Genomic DNA, 22580 nt, shown 5'->3' on the forward strand with positions numbered 1-22580 from the left:
TTCTCTAAAGGAGATGAGTTTAGCATAGAAACATTATTGAAGCTTATGTATGAAAGGAAGGTGACGGTATGGGTATAAACATTGAAAATATTTCCAAAACATTCACCAGAGATAATAAGGATTATAAGGCTTTAGAAAATATTAATTTTGATATAGAAGATGGCGAATTTATATGTCTTTTAGGGCCTAGTGGATGTGGTAAGAGCACTCTTTTAAATATCACTGCAGCCTTTGAAAAACCTACAGAAGGAAAAGTTCTGATTGATAGGAGTGAGGTTTTAAAGCCTCAAATAGATAGAGTAACAATCTTCCAAGACTATGGACTATTGCCTTGGAGAAGTGTTGAGAAAAATGTACAACTAGGCTTAGAAAACTTAAAAATATCAAAGGAAGAAAAAGCAGAATTATCATTAAAGTATATTGAACTTGTAGGACTTGAAAAGTTTAAAAAGCATTACCCATCAGAATTATCAGGTGGTATGAAACAAAGAGTAGCTATAGCTAGAGCACTTGTTGTAAATCCTAAGGTGTTATTTATGGACGAGCCTTTTGGGGCATTAGATCCTATAACTAGATTAAAACTTCAAGATGATATCACAGATATATGGAAGAAAGAAAAAATGACTATAATTTTTGTAACTCATGATGTTGAAGAAGCTATCTATTTAGGAAGTAAGATAGTTGTTATGGGACAGAATCCAGGAAGAGTTAAGAAAATAATAGACAATAAACTTGAAAAACCTGCTAAGAGAAATAGTTTAGAGTTTCAAAATTTAAAGGAAGATATACTTGATTTATTAGATCAAAACTCAAATAAGAAAATTGAATACTATATATAAAAACGTGAGACTATTTACGAATTTGTTATATACATATAAAAGGGGCGAATATTATGGAAGCAATTATAGGAAAAGTTAAATATCATCATCAAATTATAAATGGAGAGGGGAACTCTCATAATAATAATAATCATGGTGGATCAGAAGTCAATGATTATTTACAAGCGGTGTCAGAGTATAGAAAAACCTTCGCATCAAAACAAGATGTATTAGATAATACTCCAGACCCAGCAGTAAGAGAAATGTTATTACATATGGAACAAATAGGTTGTGATACAACCTTTGATAGATTTGACCAACAAAAACCACAATGTAGTTTTGGATTAGCTGGTAGTTGTTGTCGTATTTGTTACATGGGACCATGTAAGATTACTCCGAAGAGTCCTAAAGGAATATGTGGAGCTGATGCAGATCTTATAGTTGCTAGAAATATACTAAGAGGTATGGCAGGAGGAGTAGCAGGTCATGGAATACATGCAAGAGAAGTATTATTAGCATTAAAAAATGCAGCAGAGGGTAAATTAAATCTGCCGATCTTAGGTGAAGATAAGGTTAAAAAGACTGCAGTACAATTTGGATTAGAAACTGAAGGCAAGACTGTAAATGAGCTTGCATCACAGATAGCAGATATTCTACTTGAAGATTTATCAAGAACTGTTCCAGGTACTTTTAGAGCAATAGAAGCTAATGCTCCAGAGGAAAGAAAAAAGGTGTGGAAGGAAATGGACATCATACCTATTGGAGCTTATCATGAAGCCTTCGAAGCACTTCACAGAACTGGCGCGGCTACTGATGGTGATTGGGAAAATGTAATGAAACAATTCTTAAGATGTGGTCTGGCTTTTGTATGGTCTGGAGTTGTAGGTTCTGCTATAGGAACTGATAGTCTTTTTGGAATAGGAAATAGAAGCACTTCAAAGGTAAACGTTGGTGCATTAAAGAAAGGCTATGTAAATATAGCTGTACATGGACATTTGCCTGTGCTTGTAAGTGAGATTGTTAAGCAAGGGAGAAGTGAAGAGTTTATAAAATTAGCTAAGGAAAATGGAGCTGAAGGAATTCAGTTCTATGGAGTATGCTGTTCTGGACTTTCTGCTATGTATAGATATAACGATGTAATTCCTCTATCTAATGCTATTGGTGCAGAGTTAGTACTTGGAACAGGTGCTCTAGATCTTTGGGTTGCTGATGTGCAAGATGTATATCCCTCTATTATGGATGTAGCAAGATGCTATAAGACAACAGTGGTTACAACAAGTGATTCTGCGAGATTACCAGGAGCAGAACATTATGGCTATGATCATCAACATTCTAATATAGGTGAAACTGAAGCTTTAGCTAAAAAAATAATCACAAGAGCTATTGAAAGTTTTGCAGATAGAAGAGATGTACCAGTATTCATACCATCTTATGAAGTAGATGCAGAAATAGGTTTTTCACTTGAATACATACAAAACAGATTTGGTGGAGTAAAACCAGTATTAGATGCTATGAAGAGTGGTAAGATACTAGGGATTGTAAATCTTGTAGGCTGCAACAATCCAAGGGTAGTTTATGAAAAAACAGTTGTAGATATTGCAGATATTCTTATAAAAAATAACGTACTTGTACTTACAAATGGCTGTGCATCCTTCCCACTGTTAAAGCTAGGATTCTGCAACACATCAGCTTTAGCAAAGACAGGAGAAGGATTAAGGAGCTTCTTAGAATCAGATCTTCCACCAGTATGGCATATGGGTGAATGTATAGATAATGCAAGAGCTTCAGGACTTTTCACTACTCTAGCGAAAGAAGCTGGAGAACTAATAAAAGACATGCCTTTTGCTTTATCAAGCCCTGAATGGTCAAATGAAAAGGGAATTGGGGCGGCACTAGGATTTAGGCTTTTAGGTATAAATTCTTATCATTGTGTCCATGCTCCAGTACATGGTTCAGAAAAGGTTATGAATTTCTTATATACAGGAACAAAGGATACATTAGGTTCAACTATGAATGTTGAAGTAGACCATATAAAATTAGCAGAAATGATATTACAAGACTTGAGAGAAAAAAGAGTAGCATTGGGTTGGGATAAAGAATAAGAGTTTAAAGTCCTATGATTGGCAGATGTTTAATGTCAATCATAGGACTTTATTTTTATAAATTAATCTAATAACTTATGTATTTTTAAATCATTTTGATGTATTAATTATTCTCGGTATAACCATTAATAACAACATCAAGTTTACCAGTTGATGGATCAATAATTAAGCCGTGGACTTTAATGTCTTTAGGTAGTAATGGATGATTTTTTATTAGGTCAACACTTTCCTTTATAGATTCTTCAACAGAGTTAAAGCCATGCAACCAGCCTTTAACATCGATGCCTGCATTGCTCAAAGTAGATAAAACTTCTGAAGAAACACCTCTTTCTTTTGCTTTTTCTATAGTTTTATCAGCATTTAAGTTGCTCATACCACATCCATGATGACCAATTACTAAAACTTCGTCTGCATTATATTCATATACAGCTACAACAATGCTTCTTATAATACTACCAAAAGGATGCATTATAGATGCCCCAGCATTTTTTATAAGTTTTACATCACCGTTTTTTAAATTTAATGCTTTTGGTAGAAGTTCAGTTAACCTAGTATCCATGCAAGATAAGATTACTAGTTTTTTATTTGGTTCTTTTGAGGTAGCGTATTTTTCGTATTCTTTTGACTCAACAAAGTGGTGATTGTAGTCTAAAATTTCTTGTAATTTATTCATAGATAGCCCCCTTATATATAAAACCTTTTGAATATTAAGCTAATTATATCATATGTCTTAATATAGTATATCTGCTACTACTATTTTTAAATAGTAATTTTATAGCTTTACTGATATTAGATAATAGGTACTTTAGTGTTATTGGTTTTTTTATAAAAGTATTTGTATTATAATGATTACAAATATAGATACAAATAGTCTAAGTTTAAGTTAGCGTTTTGCTTTTGATTTTTCCCGCAGCAGTAAAAAACTTTTGAATATTTTTAGTTATGATTTTGGGTATCTATATATAGTGAAGAATTCCAAAGATAAAGTAATATGAGGTGAAATATGTTTTTAATGATAGATAATTACGATTCTTTTGTATATAACTTAGCTAGATACGTTCAGGAACTAGGTGAAGAGATAGTTGTTATAAGAAATGATAAGATTACAATTGAAGAGATATTCCATCTAAACCCTAAAGGTATAATAATATCTCCAGGACCTAAAACACCAAAGGAAGCTGGTATAAGCTTAGAAGTTATTGATAAGTTTAAAGGAATCAAGCCTATTCTTGGGGTTTGTTTAGGTTTTCAATGTATTGGTGATTATTTTGGGGCTAAAGTTAAAAAAGGCATTTATCCTATACATGGAAAGTTATCAAAGACTACTCATAATCAAGTGGGGATATTTAAAGGAATAAAAAGTCCTATCAATGTTACAAGGTACCATTCATTAATAGTAGATAAGATTGATTTGCCAGAGGAGTTAACTATAACAGCTACTAGTGACGATGGAGTTATTATGGGACTTCAACATAGATATTATGATATTTATGGAGTTCAATTTCATCCTGAAGCAGCACTTACAGAGGAAGGTCATAATCTTTTAAAGAACTTTATAGATATTTGCAAAAAAGATTTAGAACCTACAGTTATGGATATTACCATTGAAGAATTCCAAAGCTATTTAAATCCTTGTGAGATATATTCAGTATTCAGCAAGGAGAAAAATACAATTTTTCTAGACAGTTCAAAGGAGGATAAAGAACTATCAAGGTTTTCTTTCATTGGAGTCAATCCATATAAAATATATAAAACAAAGGGTAATAAAATCTACATAGATGATAAGTGCTATTATGGAGATCCGTTTTTAGAACTAGAAAAACTTATTAAATCCATGATTTTAGATAATCAGTATGGAAATATGGATTTACCACTTTTGTGTGGTTGTATTGGATATTTCTCTTATGATATTGGAAGAATAATTGAAGTGATAGAAGATACTTCCGAAAAGGATTTTGATAGCTATGATAGTTATTTTGTTTTCTATGACAATATAATTATCTTTGATCTAATAAATGATAAAAAATATGTAACTGCATTAGGACAATCAAAGGATAGAAAAGAAGCTATAGCTGAGATTAAAGAGAAAATCCTTGGTGCTAAAGGTATAAAGGAAGAATTTCAGGAAAAGGATCAAAATACCTTTTACTCTAATTTTACAAAGGAAGCTTATATAGATACAATAAAAAAGGTAAAAGAGTATATAGCTAATGGAGATGTATATATAACCAATCTTACCCAAAGATTTTGGTGTTATAACAATAAGGAAGGATTTCAACTATATAAGGACTTAAGAAGTATAAATAAGGCACCTTTTGCTAGTTATTTAAATCTTGATGATATTCAAGTAATATCTTCCTCGCCAGAAAGATTTATAAAGATAGAAAACAATATTCTTGAGACTAGACCTATTAAAGGCACAAGACCAAGAGGTAGAAATAAAGAAGATGATGAAAAGAATAGACTTGAACTTATAAATAGCGAAAAGGATAAGGCTGAACTCTTAATGGTTACAGACTTGGAAAGAAATGATTTAAGTAAGGTATGCAAGGTCAATACTGTAAATGTACAAGGACTTTTCAAATTAGAGGAATATTCAACGGTATTCCATTTAGTTTCAACTATAACTGGAGAATTGATGGATAATGTATCAGCAGTAAAAGCTATGCGGGAGTGCTTCCCAGGTGGCTCTATTACAGGAACTCCGAAGATAAGATCAATGGAGATAATAGAGGAATTAGAAAAAGTAAGAAGAAACCTTTATACTGGGGCTATAGGATATTTTGATTTAAGAGGAAATTGTGATTTTAATATAGTTATAAGAACTATTATTAAAAAAGATAATAAGGCGTACTTTGGCGTTGGTGGAGGTATTACTATAGAATCTGATGAAGAAATGGAATATGAAGAGACCTTAGACAAAGCTAAAGCGTTGATGAAAGTATTGTAGGTGGAATATGATTATTATTAATGATAAGATAAGTGAACAGTTAGTGTTTGATGATGGGTTTTATTTTGGAAAAGCATTATTCGAAACGATTTTAGTTCTTGAGAAACCAGTATTTTTAAAAGAGCATTTAGAACGTTTAAATAAAGGTTTGGAACTTCTTAAAATAAATAAGAAAATTACAGAAGAATATATAAATAGAGTAATTAGTGAAAAGGAAATAAAAAATCAAGTGCTTAAAATTACAGTAAGTGTGAAAAATATTGTAATTAATACAAGACCGATAACCTATACAGATGAAGAGTATAAAAATGGATTTAAGCTTTGCTTTTCGGAGGTAATTCGAAACTCGACCTCTATGCTCTCTTATGTAAAGTCTGTGAATTATATAGAGAACATTATTGAGAAGGAAAAAGCTATGGATAAAGGTTTTCAAGAAGTTATTTTCGCTAATGAACATGGGAAAATCTGTGAGGGTTCCTGTTCTAATATATTCTTCATTAAAAACAAGAACATATATACTCCTAAAGTTAGTTGTGGTATTTTAACAGGGGTTGTTAGAGCTTGGGTAATTAACAACTACAAAGTAGAAGAAGGAGAATATGATATAAACAATTTACTAGAGAGTGATGAGATATTTATTACCAACTCAATTATGGGAATAATGAAAGTAAAAACTTTAAATGATAGAGTTTATGATGATCAGATCACAAAAGGTATTATGGATTATTATTTTAAAACTCTTGATGAAGATTATAGGTAAGGGTTAAAAATAAAAGGTTTATGCCTGAAATTATAAATAATGTACTTAATAATAGTATTTATTGAAGAGGATTTTATCTAAATTTGTATTGAATAGTAAATTAAAAGGGCTAATATAATAAACGGAAATCACAAGAAATATAGTATTTTAAGTGTGTAAAAAAGTTAGATAACTAATGAAGTAATATTTTGCATAAGAAACAATAGAATAGTAGTAAACTTCGAAAAATGGTATAATATTCATAGATATATAAGCTAGATTTATAGTCTGGCTATTTTTGTATAAAGAGGTGGTAATGTGTTTAGTGAACTGAGCGTTATATTTAAGGTCATTATCATAATTATAATATATGTAATTATATTTTTTGCATTAAGAATAATGTATAAAGACCTTAAGGGGGGTGGCAGACAAAATCAAGGCCCAAAACATACACCAGTAAAAAGAAAAAAATATGGGCTTGAGGTTATTAATATAAATCCAAGTGATAACCTAAAAATAGGTTCCGTAATTATGATATCAGGTCAAATTGTAATAGGAAGAAAAGATAATAATGATCTGATATTAAGTAGCCAATATGTTTCAGGGACTCATGCTAGGGTGTTTTTACAGAATGATAAATATTTGATAGAAGATCTACAAAGTACCAATGGAACTTTTTTAAATGGTGAAAGATTAGAAGGAAAAGCCCAGCTTTCTATAGGTGATACTGTTTCTATAGGTGAGGCTGAATTTAAAGTAATAGGGTGATAATATGGATACATATAGAGACGAAAAACGATTATTAAGGTATACATATTTATTTATAGTGGTGTGTTCGCTAAATCTATTTATAATAAAGGATCCTTTAGATTTTGGTGCCTTGATAATGGGCGCAGTAATGATAGTTTTATTAGCCTATACTTATTTTATATTAAGAAGATTTTTCCCAGATGGTGATAAATATATCTTTATCTTTTCATCAATGTTAACTGCTCTAGGACTTGTAATGATATATAGGCTTGACCGAGGGCTTGCTATAAAACAAATTGTTTGGCTTATTTTAGGAATTGCTATATTTATTTTTATAGTTGTTCTTGTGCCAGAGTTAAAGCGGTTTAAAAAATTTAAATACATATATATGGTGCTAACTCTTGCTTTTATGGCTATGGCAACATTTATAGGTACAGAAATTTTCGGAGCAAAAAATTGGGTATATGTAGGACCCATAAGCTTTCAACCTTCTGAATTTGGTAAGGTATTTTTGATATTATATTTAGCTGCAGCATTAGAGGAATATGAAAACTTTAAACAATTGATTGAGCCAGCGTTTATTGTTATGGTATCATTGGGATTTATGATCCTTCAAAGGGACTTAGGAACTGCACTTATGATATTTGCTATATCTTTAACTATGTTGTATATATCAACTTCAAAGTTGAAGTATATATTAACCTGTTTAGCGCTTTTTGCTATCGGGGCAACTCTAAGCTATTTCTTATTCTACCATGTAAGAAGACGGGTTCTTATATGGCATGATCCGTGGCCTTATGTTGGTAACGAAAGTTATCAATTAGTCCAAGGATATTATGGTATAGCTATGGGAGGACTTTTTGGATCTGGCCTTGGACTAGGACATCCAGAATTTGTTGCTGTAAGAGAATCAGATTTAATTTTTTCAGTTATTGCCGAGGAAATGGGAATGCTAGTGGGTTTTGCTGTACTAATTCTACATTTCTTGTTGTTTTATAGAAATATCAGGGGAGCTATCTATGCTAAGAGCAATTTTACAAAACTTTTAACTGTAGGCTTAAGCACTATGATAGCGACACAAACCTTAGTAATAGTTGGTGGAGTTACAGGCTTTATTCCACTTACAGGAATAACCTTGCCACTGGTGAGCTACGGAGGAACATCGCTACTGATTACCTTTATATCCTTGGGGATAATTCAAAAGGTTTCTGAAGGAGAGTAAAGATGAAGGATATAACTAATAACGTAAAGAAAGTTATGATAGTTTATCTGATTATATTTATTTCATTAATAAGCTATATAACTTATTTCATATTATTTACGGGTCCTAAAATTGAAGATAGATCAGATAATCAAAGATTATGGGCTCAAAGAAATGAAGTTTTAAGAGGAACCATATACGATAAAAATATGACTCCTTTATCTCAGAGTACAAGAAACAGTGAAGGAAACCAAGTTAGAACTTACAATGGTGGAGCATATACTGCTCATGCTTTAGGTTTTGAAGATGCTAGATATGGAATTACAGGTTTAGAAAATAAGTATGATTCATATCTTATGAAAGATAATCATTCAAAGATTATTGATTCTATTTTAAGTGGCGAAAAAAGAAAAGAAAAAATTGGAGAAAGTGTAGTTACTACTTTAGATATAAATCTACAAAAGAAAGCCTATGAAGCCTTGGGAAATAACAAGGGCTCCATTGTAGTACTAGATGTAAAGACTGGTGGTATTTTAGCTATGGTTTCTAAACCAAGTTATGATCCTAACGATTTAGAAGCGCAGTGGGAGGGGCTACAGAGTAGTGAGAATAGACCTCTTTTAAATAGATCAGTTTCAGGATTATATCCTCCTGGTTCTACTTTTAAAGTAATTACTTCTCTTTCTGCTATAGAGAATTTGCAAGGTATCACGGAAGAAATTTTTAATGATGATGGTGCTTTAGAAATTGGAGGAGGGTATTCTCTAAAAAATGATAGTGGAGAAGTACTTGGGAAGATAAACTTAGAGGAAGCATTAGCATATTCAAGTAACGTTGTTTTCGGTGATATTGGAATTAGACTTGGAAATAAAAAACTTAGAGATACTGCAGAAGCATTGTATTTTAATAATGATACTCCTGCAGATGGAATAGTTATTGATAACAGTATTTTCCCTAAATATAGTGACAATGAAGAAGGAAATATAGCTCAAAGTGCTATAGGGCAAGCTGGTGTATTAGCATCTCCTATACAGATGGCATTGGTTGCTGCAACTATTGCTCATGGTGGAGAAATGATGGAACCTCATATGGTTTCAAGGATTATTGATAAAGATAGTAAACTTGTTGAAGAAATAAAGCCAAAATCTTTAGGACAAAAGGTTCCAACTAATGCTGCAAATCTTGTTAGAAGTTATATGAGATCAGTTGTTACTGGCGGTACAGGGGTTAATGTTAGTTCAAAGAATGTTCAAGTTGCAGGAAAGACAGGTACCGCTGACAATGAAACTGGGTCTCCTCACTCTTGGTTTATAGGCTTCGCACCATATGATAATCCAGAAATTGCAATAGCCGTTGTCGCTGAAGGTGCTGGCTATGGAGCTCAAGTTGCTGTTCCAGCTGCATCAAAGGTAATAAATCAATATTTTAGTAAGTAATAGTTTTGCACTTCCACAGATAAACATCTATAAAATGTGTATCTGTGGAGTTTTATATGATATATTTAGTTAGTGACATATAGGATTAAAGGTATTTTTAAAATTATTAAAAGGGGGAATCCTTTTGTTCGATTTTGAATATCAGCTTAAGATACTACCAGATAAACCTGGGGTTTATTTAATGAAGAATTCCCTTGGTGAAATAATTTATGTTGGAAAAGCTAAAATATTAAAAAATAGAGTAAGACAATATTTCCAAAATTCAAAAAATCATAGTGAAAAGGTTAGGACTATGGTTAAACATATAGCAGAATTTGAGTATATTGTTACTGATAGTGAAATAGAAGCTCTTGTTTTAGAATGTAATTTGATTAAGAAACATAAGCCAAGATACAATATTTTACTTAAGGATGATAAACAATATCCGATGCTTAAGATAACTGTAAATGAAGATTTTCCTAGGATTTTTATTACAAGGAATGTAAAAAAGGATGGGGCCAAGTATCTTGGACCTTATACTAATATATCAGCAGTTTATGAAACTTTAGAAACAATTAAACAATTGTTTCCTTTAAGAACTTGTAGGTTGGATATAAAAGCAGGCAAGATAGCATCAAGACCTTGCTTAAATTATCATATAGGACTATGTAATGCTCCTTGTAGTAATCACATCACTAAGGAAGCTTATGGGGAAATGATAAAAGAGATAGTAGATTTACTAAGCGGTAAAGATATATCTCTTGTAAAAGATTTAAAAGAGAAAATGAATATTTCTGCCGAGGCATTAGAATTTGAAAAAGCGGCGGAGTATAGAAATAAGCTTATAGCAATTGAAAAGGTCCAAGAAAAACAGAAAATGGCTACAAAGCGTTTTGAGGACGAAGACTTTATTCATTTAGCTAAAGATGATAAAGATGCAGTAGTTCAAGTGTTTTTTGTAAGAGAAGGTAAGGTAATAGGTAGGGAACACTTCTTTCTAGAAAATGTTGTTAGTGAAGAAAATTCTGCAATAATAGCAGAATTCATTTCAGCTTTTTATGGAGGAACAGCTTTTATTCCGAAGTACATCTATGTACCAGAGATAGAGGATTTAGAACTATTGGAACAATGGCTTACAATGAAAAGAGGATTTAAGGTGTCTATCAAAATTCCGCAAAAGGGAGAGAAGAAAGACACTTTAACTATGGTGCAAAAAAATGCTGTGATAACGTTAGAACAGTTTAAGCAAAAGCTCATAAAAGAAAAAGAAGCATACACTAATGTGTTAGAAGAGTTAGCAGAAATTTTAGCCTTAGGAGATATTCCACATAGAATAGAAGCTTATGATATTTCAAATATAATGGGTGTTGATTCTGTTGGTGCTATGGTAGCTTTTGAGGAAGGAAAGCCTAAGAATAGCGATTACAGAAGATTTAAAATAAAAACAGTTTATGGTGCTAATGATTATGATAGTATGAGAGAAATCCTTACAAGAAGGTTTAAAAGAGGCCTTGAAGAAATTGAAGCATTAACTAGCAGTGAAATCGCTTTAGAAGCTGGAAAATTTTTTGTCTTCCCAGATTTAATTCTGATGGATGGAGGAAAAGGCCAGGTAAATGTTGCGTTAGAAGTATTAAGAGAATTGAAAATAAATATACCTGTAGCAGGACTTGTGAAGGATAATAATCATAAAACAAGAGGAATTATATACGATAATGAAGAAATTGTATTAAAGAGCTCCTCACCAATAATGCATTTTATAACTAGGATTCAAGATGAAGTACATAGATTTGCTATAACATATCATAGAAGCCTTAGGGATAAGAGAGCGATAAAATCAGTACTTGATGACATAAAAGGTATAGGAGAAAAGAGAAGAAGAAATCTTCTTATGAGATTTGGAAGCATTGAAAACATAAAAAATGCTACACTGGAAGAGCTTGCAACTACGCCTTCCATGGATAAAAGAAGTGCTCAACAAATTAAGGACTTTTTTAAAAAGCTTGAAGAGGAAAGGAAGTAATTATATGAAGTATCCAGTTGATCTACATACACATACTATAGTTAGTGGTCATGCATATACTACCTTGACAGAGAATATTAACTTTGCTATAGAAAAGGGACTAAAGGTTTTGGGGACTAGTGAGCATGCACCATCAATGCCAGGATCACCACATATTTGGTATTTCGAGAATATGTTAAAAGTGCCAAGAAAAATCAAGGATCTAATTATTTTAAGAGGTTGTGAGGCAAACATAAAGGATTATGAAGGAAACGTAGATATAGACAGTAAGGGATATGCCAATTTAGATTATATGTTGGCAAGTGTTCATAAAGAAGTCTTAGAAGGAGGAACTATAGAAGAAAATACTAGAGCTTATGTTAAAGCTTTAGATAATCCTATGGTATTCATTTTAGGGCACATCGGAAATCCTATTTTCCCAGTAGATTATGAAACAGTGGTAAGGGCTGTAAAAGAAAAGGATAAAATAATAGAGATAAACAATGCTTCCTTTGGTGCAAGTCGTGTTGGAAGTAAAGAAAATTGCATTGAGGTTGCAAAGCTCTGCAAAAAATATGGGGCTAAAATTATTTTAAGCAGCGATGCACATATATGTTATGATATAGGAAACTTTTCTGTTTCAGAAGAAATTCTAAATAGTATAGATTTCCCAGAGGAGCTTATTATGAACATTGATTGTAGAATAATTGATTACCTTAAGAGCAAGGGACGTTTAGAAGATTTATAGGGTTGCTAAATGGCTTTTAACTTATTTATATAATGTTATGATAAGAAAACACCTTTGACACTTGAAATACCAGCATTGCTAAAATTCAAGTTTATTTAGTAAACTAAGTTTTTGTCATAAAACCCTACGGAATTAAGCATATAGAATTTGAGGTGTAGATATAATGAATGTATATAAGGACTTTGCAAAGAAGCTAGGTTCAGTGCTTGACAAGGAAAATATAAAAGTCAATGAGTATATGAAAAATCATACTTCTTTTAAGGTTGGTGGATCAGTTGATATATTAGTCACTCCAACAAATATAGAAGAAATCATTGAAGTAATAAAATTGTGTAAAGCAGATAGAATTCCTTTTTTCGTAATGGGAAATGGATCTAATTTATTAATAAAGGATGGCGGCATTAGAGGTGTCGTTATAAAGCTAGAAAAGCTGAATCATGTAGAGGTAAATGGAAATGAGATTAAGGTTGAATCTGGAGTATTAATGAAGGATTTATCAAAAGCTGCTTTAGAAGCAAGGTTAACTGGACTAGAGTTTATTTGTGGAATTCCTGGCACTGTTGGGGGCGCTATAGCTATGAATGCAGGAGCCTATAACGGAGAAATAAAGGATGTAATAGATAGTGCGGTGGTATTAGATGAAGACGGTAAAATATTAACATTAACAAATAGAGAATTAGAACTTGGTTATAGAACTAGTTCTGTTTTAAAAAGGCATTACATTGCTTTATCAGCAACGTTTATTCTTAAAAATGGGAATTATGATGAGATTAAAGCAATTATAGATGATTTGACAAGAAGAAGAGAAGAAAAGCAACCATTAGAATATGCTTCAGCAGGAAGTACTTTTAAGAGACCAACAGGATATTTTGCAGGAAAGCTTATTCAAGATAGTGGACTAAAGGGGTATAGTGTAGGTGATGCCCAAGTATCAGAAAAACATTCTGGTTTTGTAATTAATAAGGGTACGGCTACGGCAAAAGATGTGTTAGCTGTTATAGCTCATGTACAAAAAGTTGTAAAAGAAAAATTTTCAGTTGAATTAGAGACAGAAGTTAGGATAATGGGAGAAGATAATTAAGAATTTGCCTAGAGTTTTAGAGGTGCTACTTCTTTAATTCTAGGCCTTTTTATTACATATTAATGTTTATACAAATATAGTAAATGTATATACTATTTTATGTTATAATATCTATATATGTATAGAGTAATTTAACTTTAAAGATATAATGCTATTTATATTTAAGAAGTTTTGGGTATTACTACAGCATATACATAAAATACAACTGCAGGAGGGATTAAAATGAGATTTGTCATAGTTACTGGTCTTTCTGGAGCTGGAAAAACTCAAGCTATAAGAAGTCTTGAAGATTTAGGCTATTTTTGCGTAGATAACTTGCCACCAACTTTGATACCAAAGTTTGCTGAAGCCTGTTATCAGACTGAGGGAAAAATAGATAGAATAGCGCTAGTCATAGATATAAGAGGAAGAAAATTTTTCGATGATCTTTTTGAAAGCCTAAATTATTTAAAGTCGAAACAATATCGGTATGAAATTTTATTTTTAGATGCATCTGATGAAGTACTGATAAAAAGATATAAAGAGACTAGAAGAAAACACCCATTAGCTCAACAAGGTAGAATAATTGATGGTATTACTTTAGAAAGAGCAAAGCTTAAAGAATTAAGAGATAGAGCTGATAATATTATTGATACTACAAAGCTTGCTACAAGAGAACTTAGAGAGAAAATAGAAAGAATATACCAAGAAGAAGGGCAAATTGAAGCGCAGCTTTCAATAACAATCCTTTCCTTTGGTTTTAAATATGGAATACCTGTAGATTCAGATTTAGTAGTGGATGTAAGATTTTTACCAAATCCATTTTATATTCCAGAGTTAAAAGCATTTTCAGGAAATGATAAACAGATTCAAGATTATGTATTTTCTTTTAAAGAAACTCAAGACTTTTTAGATAAATACACAGATATGTTGAATTTTTTAATACCATACTATTTCCAAGAAGGAAAGAGACAATTAATCGTATCAATTGGATGTACTGGTGGAAGACATCGTTCTGTAGCAATAGCTAATGAGATATATAATAGATTATTTGCAGCAGGAGGTAGAGTTACTTTAGAACATAGAGATATAAACGAAGATGTTCGAGGTGGCGGTAATAAGCTATGAAATTTTTAGATTGGTTTAGACCAGGAATAAAAGTTAAGAGATGGGTGTTCCTAGCTAGCATGGGAATACTATTCATTGCCTTTGGTATAGCAGAAATCGCATTAAGGTTCAGATACTATAATGGATATTATAGAGCCTTTTATGTTTTTATTATAGTATCTGGAATTTTTGTTGTGTATTTATCTGTAATGCAAGGAATGAAATCTATAATCGCACTTATTAATACTGGATATTTGCAAGTATCGATAAATTCGCGTAAGTTAGGGAACCTTATATATGAGAAAAGACTTCTAGTAAAGGGACCAAAGATAGTGGCAATTGGTGGTGGAACAGGTCTTTCAACTATGCTTAGAGGTCTAAAATATTATACTTCTAATATAACTGCAATTGTAACGGTGGCAGATGATGGTGGTGGCTCTGGAGATCTTAGAGAAGATCTAGGAATACTTCCACCTGGAGATATAAGAAATTGTATTTTGGCTTTATCAGATACAGAGCCTCTTATGGAAGAGTTACTACAATATAGATTCAAAGATGGAAGACTTAAAAATCAAAGCTTTGGTAATCTATTTTTAGCTGCTATGGATGGTATTTCTGTAAATTTTGAAGAAGCAGTACAAAAAATGAGTTCAGTATTAGCTGTAGTGGGGAAAGTCGTTCCTGTTACTTTAGAAAACATGGTTTTAAAGGCTGAACTTGAAAATGGAGATATAGTTGAAGGTGAATCCAATATACCTTATGAAGCCTTCAAAAATAAGAACCCAATAAAAAGAGTTTTTATTGAGCCAGAGGATGCTAAAGCTGTTCAAGAAGCTATTGATGCAATAAATGAAGCAGATGCTATAATTCTTGGACCAGGTAGCCTTTATACTAGTGTACTTCCTAATTTATTAATTAAAGATATTTCTGAGGCATTAAAGAAAACAGATGCTCTTAGGATATATATATCAAACATTATGACGCAACCTGGTGAAACAGATGGTTATGATGTAGCAGATCATATTGAAGCTATAAATAGACATGTTAAAGGGAAGATTGTAGATCTTACTATTGTAAATCAGCAAGGAATAAGCAAAGAACTTCTAGAAAAGTACCTTGATGATGCTTCTGAGTTTGTAGATTTGAATGAAAAGAAAATAAAGCAAATGGGCATCGATGTAGTAAAAGGAAACTTAGTTGCAACTAGTTCTAATGGGCATGTTAGACATAACTCAGAAGAACTTGCAGCAATCATAGTTGAAACAATAATGGATAGAAAACTATTCTTTGATAGAAAGAAGATTATTGAGTACTTCTATTTATCAGAAAGACTTAAAGAAACAAAAAATATTGATAGTTAGGTGAAATCGTATGTCATTTTCTGCTAAAGTAAAGAGTGAAGTTTGTCGACAAACTGAATATACAAAAGAGGAGGTTACAGCTCTCCTCTCGGCAATAATGAAAGCCAGTGGTACTTTAACCTTAGGTGCACGTAGGCAATTTAGCTTTAGAGTTACTACAGAAAACCCTTCAATAGCAAGATTAGTTTTCAAGCTATTGAAGGAGTATTTCAATGTGCATTCAAAGCTGATGGTTAAGAAGGGAACTTCACTAAAGAAAAACAATATATATATGGTTGTTATCCAAGAGGAAACAAACGTAAAGGAACTTCTTTTAGATGTAGGAGTTATGCAAGAAATTGAAGGTATTTTGACCTTCAGCAATGAAATACCTCAAGAAATAATACCAAGCGAATCTGCTAAAAAAGCTTATATCAGGGGAGCTTTTTTAGGTGGAGGAAGTATAAGCAATCCAGAAAAAACTTATCATATGGAATTTGTAACTCATAATAGTGAATATGCTCTTGGGTTAAGTAAGACTATTAACGAATTTCAACTTAATTCAAAAGTAATACAAAGAAAAAATAGTTACATTGTCTATATAAAAGAGGGAGAACAGATTGTGGATCTATTAAATATTATAGGTGCTCATAGTTCTTTGCTATACGTGGAAAACATAAGAATAATGAAAGAAATGAGAAACAATGTTAACAGGCTAGTCAATTGCGAAACTGCAAATTTAAGTAAAACAGTTAATGCAGCGGTGAGGCAAATTGAAAGTATAAAACTAATACAAAAAGAAATTGGTCTTGCAAGGCTCCCCAGTAATTTAAGAGAAATTGCTGAGTTAAGACTTAAGTATCCAGATGAGTCTCTGAAAGAACTTGGAGATATGTTAAATCCTCCAATAGGTAAGTCAGGGATAAATCACAGGCTTAGGAAAATCGAAAAAATTGCAGAGGAAATAGCAAGAGGAGAGTATTAGTCAAGGTATATAAAGGGGGGACTATATATGGCTAAGGCACCAAGTTTAAAGGATGTCGCAAAGCTTGCTGGTGTTGGACTTGGTACTGCATCTAGAGTTTTAAATAACTCTGGTCCAGTAACTGATGAAAAGAGACAAGCTGTTTTTGAAGCCATGGAAAAGCTTAATTATAAGCCGAATGCAATAGCAAGAAGCTTAAAAAGCAAAAAAACTAAAACTATTGGAGTAATGATACCAGACATATCAAATCCATTTTATCCAGAGGTAATAAGAGGAATAGAAGATGTAGCTAATAAATATAGTTACAGCATATTTCTTTTAAACACAGACAGATCCAGAGAGAAGGAGCAAAAGTGTTTATCTGTGCTCCAAGAGAAGATGGTAGATGGAGCTATCCTTATGAGTTTTTCAGTACCAGAAGAAATTAAAAACCACATAAATAATATCCCTATAGTGCTTATTAGTTCTATTCCAAAGAATACTGAGTTTGTAACTGTGAGAATTGATAATGAGGAAGCTGCATATGAAGCGGTAAATCATTTGTGTAAATTTGGACACAAGGACATAGTTATGATTTCAGGTCCATTAAGTGACGAAAATGCCGCAATTCCAAGAGTTCAAGGATATATGAGAGCCATGCTAGATAATGGCATAAAATTTAGCTCAGAAAATATTGTTGATGGTGATTTTAGTTCAGAATGGGGCTACATAGCTATGAAGAAAATATTAGAAAGAGAAAAAATTCCAACAGCAGTTTTTACTCATTCAGATAATCTAGCTATTGGTGCTATTAAAGCAATTATGGAAAAGGGATTAAGAATTCCTGAGGACATTTCTATTGTAGGTTTTGACGGAATAGCAAGTAGTGAATATATATATCCAGGCATTACAACTATAAAACAGCCAAGATATGAAATGGGAGCTATGGGAATGGAAACCTTAGTGAAGCTTATAAATGGAGTTGAAACTAAAAAACTTATAAAGATGGATGTTCAACTAGTTGAAAGGAATTCATGTAAGAATTTATTGACTGAAGATAAGTAAGATATACCTAAAAAATTATATGAAAAGAAATTGCTGATAATAAAATTTTTAGTTACTAACCTACCTATTTTTAATTTAGGTAGGTTTTTAGTTTATTAATAAAAAACGGTATAGCCGCTAAGCTTATACCGTTTAATGTGGGGATTATATGGACTCTAAAGCAATGCTTTAGAATAGGGGTTGTTGGTTTTGTATTAGTCAGATAGTTTAAAATATGTGTTGATTTATTTATATAAAATAATTTATATAATCTTATTTGTTAAAGTATCTGTTTAATAGACCAAGGAATGCTTTACCGTGACGAGCTTCATCTTTACACATTTCGTGAACTGTGTCGTGGATAGCATCGTAGCCTAATTCTTTAGCTCTAGTAGCTAATTTTTTCTTTCCATCAGTTGCGCCATATTCGGCATCAACTCTAGCTTGTAAGTTTGCTTTTGTATCAGCAACAACTACTTCACCAAGTAATTCTGCAAATTTTGATGCATGTTCAGCTTCTTCAAAAGCAATTCTCTTATAGGCTTCAGCAACTTCTGGGAAGCCTTCTCTATCAGCTTGTCTGCTCATTGCTAAGTACATTCCTACTTCAGTACATTCACCCATAAAGTTTGCCCTTAAATCATCTAAAACATCTTGTTCTACACCTTTAGCAACTCCAATTCTGTGCTCATCTGCCCAAACTCTTTCACCTGTTTGTTCTTGGAATTTCGCAGCTGGTGCCTTACAAACTGGACATAGTTCAGGTGCTGCATCTCCTTCATGAATGTATCCACATACTGTACAAATAAATTTTTTCATTTTCAATTCCTCCACTTTCATTTTCAATTTAATATTTCTATTATGTTTTAATTTTCTATTTATCTGCAAGTTTTCAACTTGCTATTTATCTACTTTTGTTTCTGAAGAGTTTTGAAATTTTCATACTATTTGTTGTTTGTAATCAAGATCCTCTTCACAGTTATTATTATATAATAATTATTATTACTTGTAAATAGTTTTTTAAAAACTATTTTAAATTTTTACTGGTAAATTGCCAAATTAATTGGAATTCTATAACGTACATGGTACTATATAATAAATATTACATATCAAGGTGAATAAGATAAGAGAAACAATAAAGAAATGAATATAAAGATTTTATAAAAAGCTATTCCTACTGTAATTTTTACGGTTTCAATAGTATTAAGTTCTATTTATTATCTTACTTCCTACAAAATGATTTAATGAATTAAGATGAAAATTTACACTTTATCATGAACTACATAGGGGGTAGTAGTTTGGTTAATAGACCAGAAGAAAGTATTAATCAGAAATTAAATAGGATATACTTGCTCTTAAGTTTGGAGGAAATTTTATGATTACAAAGCAAAAAAGTATAGAAAGTAAAGATATAAAAAAGGTAGTATATTTGGCTATATTCGCTACATTAATAATGATAATAACAAATATTGTGAGTTATAACTATCTGCCAGATTATATTTCGGTGAAATCAGATGGAAGTAGTACAATTCGTAAAGAGGTGTATGTAATTATATTTCCGTGTATATCTATAATCACAAATTTTATTAATTTAAAATTAAATAATAGGAGTATAGTAAACTCAATATTTTTAAATATAATATTACCATTAGTTAATATATACATTATTTTCACTTCTATTCCAAGATAAAAAATTATAAACACTTTTATGAAATATAAACTTATATAGTATATAGGAAAGTCATTAGTATTAATCGAGAATTTGGATGTAAAGGAACAATAAAAGGAAAAACTTATGCTAAAGATTGAAGAATCGCATAAGTTTTTCCCTTTTAGTTTAGAATTGCAATTTATAAACTGGCATGCCTAGCCAAATATGAGCTATCCATACTTTTAATAGTGCAGTTAATACCACTGTAAAACTCCACCAGATATACATGCACCTGTTTCTAAGTCTATAACAAACTGGCCTAAAGGAACAGTTAAATATTCCATGTGGCCTGAACCATTAATATATCGCCATGTATATACAGCTATATTAGTTACTTCTACACAAACGCAGGTCCTTCCTGAATAAGTTATTATTCCATAATTGGTTATTCTAGAGCTAGGGTTTGCATCTACATGCGAGGAAGCATCACCATATACTCTTTGACCATTAACAATAAGACGTCCATCTACAAAATAAACACTGTTTGGAACATAACTCATGGAGATTCTAGTACCATTAATGTAAAGTTCATTATAAGTAGAGTTTGTTGTTACTACGTAATTACCACTACTACATAAATAATATGGGTCAGTTGTAAGGTTAAAGGTATATTTTGTATTAGGATCATATACGTTTATCTATTGAGAACAAAGAAATCGTCGATCATTATATAAAAGTGGATAATTATTGCTAAAGAAAAACTATAAAAATAATGTTATACTATTAGGAAAGAGAAATTTATTATGGATGTGGTCTTATGAAAAAGAAAAAACCTTTTGAAAAGAATCAAAGATTATTTGTAGCATTTATGACTATAATATTTATATTTATAGGTCTTATGGGAAACTATGCTAGGTTACTTATAAAACATGGAGAAGAGTATAAGACAGATGCTGAAAGAAGATGGTTTAGTAAAGAAGAGGTAACGGCAAAAAGAGGGAAGATCCTTGATTCCAATGGAAATGAACTTGGTGTAAGTGGAAATGTCTTTAGAGCAGATTTAGATTTGAAAACATTAAGAGAAGATGGTGAAGATACAGACGATGCTAAAGCACGTTATGATATTGGGGATGTTGCAGGAGATATGGCAAAAATATTAGGTATGACTAAGGAAGAAGTCATGGAGATTATCAACAGTACTGATTCTGAAGGAGAACCTCAAAATTTTGCACAGTTAAAAAGAAAAATAGAGGCAAATCAAGCGGAGGCACTAACAAAATTAAAAAGTGAAAAAGAAGTAAGAGCAATAATTATCTCTGAGGATACAAAACGATATTATCCAAATAACGAGTTTGCATCTAAGCTTATTGGTCACGTAAATGGTGATGACAAGGGACTTACAGGAGTTGAACTTTATTATGATAAATACCTTTCTGGAATTTCAGGACAATATATTCAAGAAGAAGATGGATTTTCAAATCCATTGCCTTTTACAAAACCAACGTATTATCCACCGGTTCAAGGAAGTGATATATATTTATCTATAGACAATAGAATTCAAAGATTAGCTGAAAGAATTGCGGAGAAAGGTAAAAAAGATACTGCCGCTGAAAGTGTATATATAGTTGTTTCAGATCCGAACACTGGAGAAATAGTAGCTATGGCAAGTACTGGTGGGTATGATCTTAATAATCCATGGATAAGTGGCAAGTCTTATGAAGAATTGCAAGCTTCTTGGAGAAATAATATTGTCAGTGATTCCTTTGAACTAGGATCAATCTTTAAACCTATCTTAGCAGCAGCAGCTTTAGAAAATAAAGCTATAGCTAATGATCAGATTATTGTTGATTGCAAAGGAAGCATTAACGTTGCAGGTTCACCAATAGCTTGTGATTCAGGTACTTCGCATGGTCCAGAAACTATAGTAGACATACTAAGAAATTCATGCAACGTTGGTTGTGTAAAGGTTGCAGAATTGTTAGGTGCTGATAAGCTGCATCAATATATAGAAAAGGTAGGGCTTGGACAAGCTACAGGGATAGATATTGAAGGTGAATCAGAAGGTATAGTTTTAAGAACTGATGAGATGGGGCCTGTTGAACTTGCTACCATTTCATATGGCCATGCTAACACTTCAACAATGATTCAATATATAGCTGCTTTTAATGCTATTGCCAATGGTGGTACATATATATCACCACATATATTAAAGGAAATAAAGGGATACAATTCTGATGGAAGTACTTTTGCACAAAAGACTTTTGATACTGGACGGAAGAAGGCTATTATTGCACCAGAGGTTGCTGCAACTGTGAGGCAGGACCTTATAAATGTAGTTAACCATCCAAAAGGGATGCAGATACCAGGATATCAGTTTGGTGGAAAGACAGGAACGGCTATGGCAACTGAAAAAGGAGAATATATAGCAGGGAAATATATTTCTTCCTTTGCTTCTATGTTGCCAGCAGATAAACCTCAATATACTATGATGGTAACAGTAAAATATCCAAAACCAGAGGCATATTATGCTTCTCAAACAGCAATGCCAATAGCGAAGGAATTATGGACAGCTATGATAGCGGAATTAGGGATTAAACCTACGATGCCAGTAACAACTACACCTACAGGAAATTAGTAAAACACATATTTTGATGGAGTACCAATATAAGTTTGAAATTTAATATGTAAA

General features: G+C 32.0%; 19 protein-coding genes and 1 pseudogene. 17 read left to right on the forward strand and 3 right to left on the reverse strand.

Going from position 1 to position 22580, the window contains the following annotated elements:
* The first annotated feature begins 68 nt into the window (after nucleotides 1-68).
* Together CLOCEL_RS01940 and cooS are read left to right on the forward strand one after the other, a co-directional pair.
* A complete protein-coding gene (locus CLOCEL_RS01940) occupies nucleotides 69-839 on the forward strand; it encodes an ABC transporter ATP-binding protein (protein WP_013291585.1) in 771 nt (256 codons plus the stop codon).
* A gap of 53 nt (nucleotides 840-892) precedes the next feature.
* Nucleotides 893-2920, forward strand: coding sequence for an anaerobic carbon-monoxide dehydrogenase catalytic subunit (gene cooS / locus CLOCEL_RS01945; RefSeq protein WP_010075088.1), 2028 nt, complete (start codon nucleotides 893-895; stop codon nucleotides 2918-2920).
* A 103-nt stretch (nucleotides 2921-3023) separates the two neighbouring features.
* On the opposite strand, the gene CLOCEL_RS01950 is transcribed toward cooS, so the two are convergent.
* The gene (locus CLOCEL_RS01950; protein ID WP_010075087.1) at nucleotides 3024-3593 is read right to left on the reverse strand and encodes a beta-class carbonic anhydrase; all 570 of its coding nucleotides are present in this window, start codon (nucleotides 3591-3593) and stop codon (nucleotides 3024-3026) included.
* 339 nt (nucleotides 3594-3932) lie between these two features.
* Here CLOCEL_RS01950 and CLOCEL_RS23410 point away from each other — a divergent pair.
* The 13 genes and pseudogenes from CLOCEL_RS23410 to CLOCEL_RS02010 form a co-directional block, all read left to right on the forward strand.
* Nucleotides 3933-4469 (forward strand): annotated as a pseudogene (locus tag CLOCEL_RS23410) (anthranilate synthase component II); the annotation flags it as partial.
* 42 nt (nucleotides 4470-4511) lie between these two features.
* Nucleotides 4512-5870: an aminodeoxychorismate synthase component I gene (gene pabB / locus CLOCEL_RS01955; RefSeq protein WP_029169209.1), complete on the forward strand. Its 1359-nt coding sequence runs from the start codon at nucleotides 4512-4514 to the stop codon at nucleotides 5868-5870.
* A 7-nt stretch (nucleotides 5871-5877) separates the two neighbouring features.
* Nucleotides 5878-6630, forward strand: a complete 753-nt coding sequence (locus tag CLOCEL_RS01960; RefSeq protein ID WP_010075085.1) for an aminotransferase class IV — start codon at nucleotides 5878-5880, stop codon at nucleotides 6628-6630.
* A 297-nt stretch (nucleotides 6631-6927) separates the two neighbouring features.
* Complete coding sequence (locus tag CLOCEL_RS01965) at nucleotides 6928-7377, forward strand: FHA domain-containing protein (protein WP_010075084.1); 450 nt, start codon at nucleotides 6928-6930, stop codon at nucleotides 7375-7377.
* Between the two features lie 4 nt (nucleotides 7378-7381).
* Nucleotides 7382-8581, forward strand: a complete 1200-nt coding sequence (locus CLOCEL_RS01970; RefSeq protein ID WP_010075083.1) for an FtsW/RodA/SpoVE family cell cycle protein — start codon at nucleotides 7382-7384, stop codon at nucleotides 8579-8581.
* A gap of 2 nt (nucleotides 8582-8583) precedes the next feature.
* The gene (locus CLOCEL_RS01975; RefSeq protein ID WP_010075082.1) at nucleotides 8584-9996 is read left to right on the forward strand and encodes a peptidoglycan D,D-transpeptidase FtsI family protein; all 1413 of its coding nucleotides are present in this window, start codon (nucleotides 8584-8586) and stop codon (nucleotides 9994-9996) included.
* A gap of 124 nt (nucleotides 9997-10120) precedes the next feature.
* Nucleotides 10121-11998 carry an excinuclease ABC subunit UvrC gene (uvrC, locus tag CLOCEL_RS01980; protein ID WP_010075081.1) on the forward strand — a complete coding sequence of 626 codons (1878 nt, stop codon included), beginning with the start codon at nucleotides 10121-10123 and terminating at the stop codon, nucleotides 11996-11998.
* Between the two features lie 4 nt (nucleotides 11999-12002).
* Nucleotides 12003-12725: a phosphatase gene (locus CLOCEL_RS01985; protein ID WP_010075080.1), complete on the forward strand. Its 723-nt coding sequence runs from the start codon at nucleotides 12003-12005 to the stop codon at nucleotides 12723-12725.
* A 163-nt stretch (nucleotides 12726-12888) separates the two neighbouring features.
* Nucleotides 12889-13806: a UDP-N-acetylmuramate dehydrogenase gene (murB, locus tag CLOCEL_RS01990; protein ID WP_010075079.1), complete on the forward strand. Its 918-nt coding sequence runs from the start codon at nucleotides 12889-12891 to the stop codon at nucleotides 13804-13806.
* A gap of 222 nt (nucleotides 13807-14028) precedes the next feature.
* Nucleotides 14029-14913 carry an RNase adapter RapZ gene (gene rapZ / locus CLOCEL_RS01995; protein ID WP_010075078.1) on the forward strand — a complete coding sequence of 295 codons (885 nt, stop codon included), beginning with the start codon at nucleotides 14029-14031 and terminating at the stop codon, nucleotides 14911-14913.
* Entirely contained in the window at nucleotides 14910-16253 is a 1344-nt protein-coding gene (locus CLOCEL_RS02000; RefSeq protein WP_010075077.1) for a gluconeogenesis factor YvcK family protein, read from the forward strand. The genes rapZ and CLOCEL_RS02000 overlap by 4 nt, the downstream gene beginning before the upstream one ends.
* A gap of 10 nt (nucleotides 16254-16263) precedes the next feature.
* The gene (whiA, locus tag CLOCEL_RS02005; protein ID WP_010075076.1) at nucleotides 16264-17217 is read left to right on the forward strand and encodes a DNA-binding protein WhiA; all 954 of its coding nucleotides are present in this window, start codon (nucleotides 16264-16266) and stop codon (nucleotides 17215-17217) included.
* A 27-nt stretch (nucleotides 17218-17244) separates the two neighbouring features.
* Complete coding sequence (locus tag CLOCEL_RS02010) at nucleotides 17245-18261, forward strand: LacI family DNA-binding transcriptional regulator (RefSeq protein WP_010075075.1); 1017 nt, start codon at nucleotides 17245-17247, stop codon at nucleotides 18259-18261.
* Nucleotides 18262-18513: 252 nt separating this feature from the next.
* Here the strand turns inward: CLOCEL_RS02010 and CLOCEL_RS02015 are convergent, their stop codons facing one another.
* The gene (locus CLOCEL_RS02015) at nucleotides 18514-19059 is read right to left on the reverse strand and encodes an NADH peroxidase (protein WP_010075074.1); all 546 of its coding nucleotides are present in this window, start codon (nucleotides 19057-19059) and stop codon (nucleotides 18514-18516) included.
* Between the two features lie 556 nt (nucleotides 19060-19615).
* Here CLOCEL_RS02015 and CLOCEL_RS02020 point away from each other — a divergent pair.
* Nucleotides 19616-19930 (forward strand): hypothetical protein, encoded by a 315-nt coding sequence (locus tag CLOCEL_RS02020; RefSeq protein WP_010075073.1) that lies wholly within the window; start codon nucleotides 19616-19618, stop codon nucleotides 19928-19930.
* 215 nt (nucleotides 19931-20145) lie between these two features.
* Here CLOCEL_RS02020 and CLOCEL_RS02025 read toward each other — a convergent pair whose 3' ends face one another.
* The gene (locus CLOCEL_RS02025) at nucleotides 20146-20451 is read right to left on the reverse strand and encodes a hypothetical protein (protein WP_010077576.1); all 306 of its coding nucleotides are present in this window, start codon (nucleotides 20449-20451) and stop codon (nucleotides 20146-20148) included.
* Nucleotides 20452-20708: 257 nt separating this feature from the next.
* Here CLOCEL_RS02025 and CLOCEL_RS02030 point away from each other — a divergent pair, with 257 nt between their 5' ends.
* A complete protein-coding gene (locus tag CLOCEL_RS02030; RefSeq protein WP_013291586.1) occupies nucleotides 20709-22526 on the forward strand; it encodes a peptidoglycan D,D-transpeptidase FtsI family protein in 1818 nt (605 codons plus the stop codon).
* The last annotated feature ends 54 nt before the right edge of the window (nucleotides 22527-22580 follow it).

Source organism: Clostridium cellulovorans 743B (genome assembly GCF_000145275.1).
Lineage (GTDB): Bacteria > Bacillota > Clostridia > Clostridiales > Clostridiaceae > Clostridium_K > Clostridium_K cellulovorans.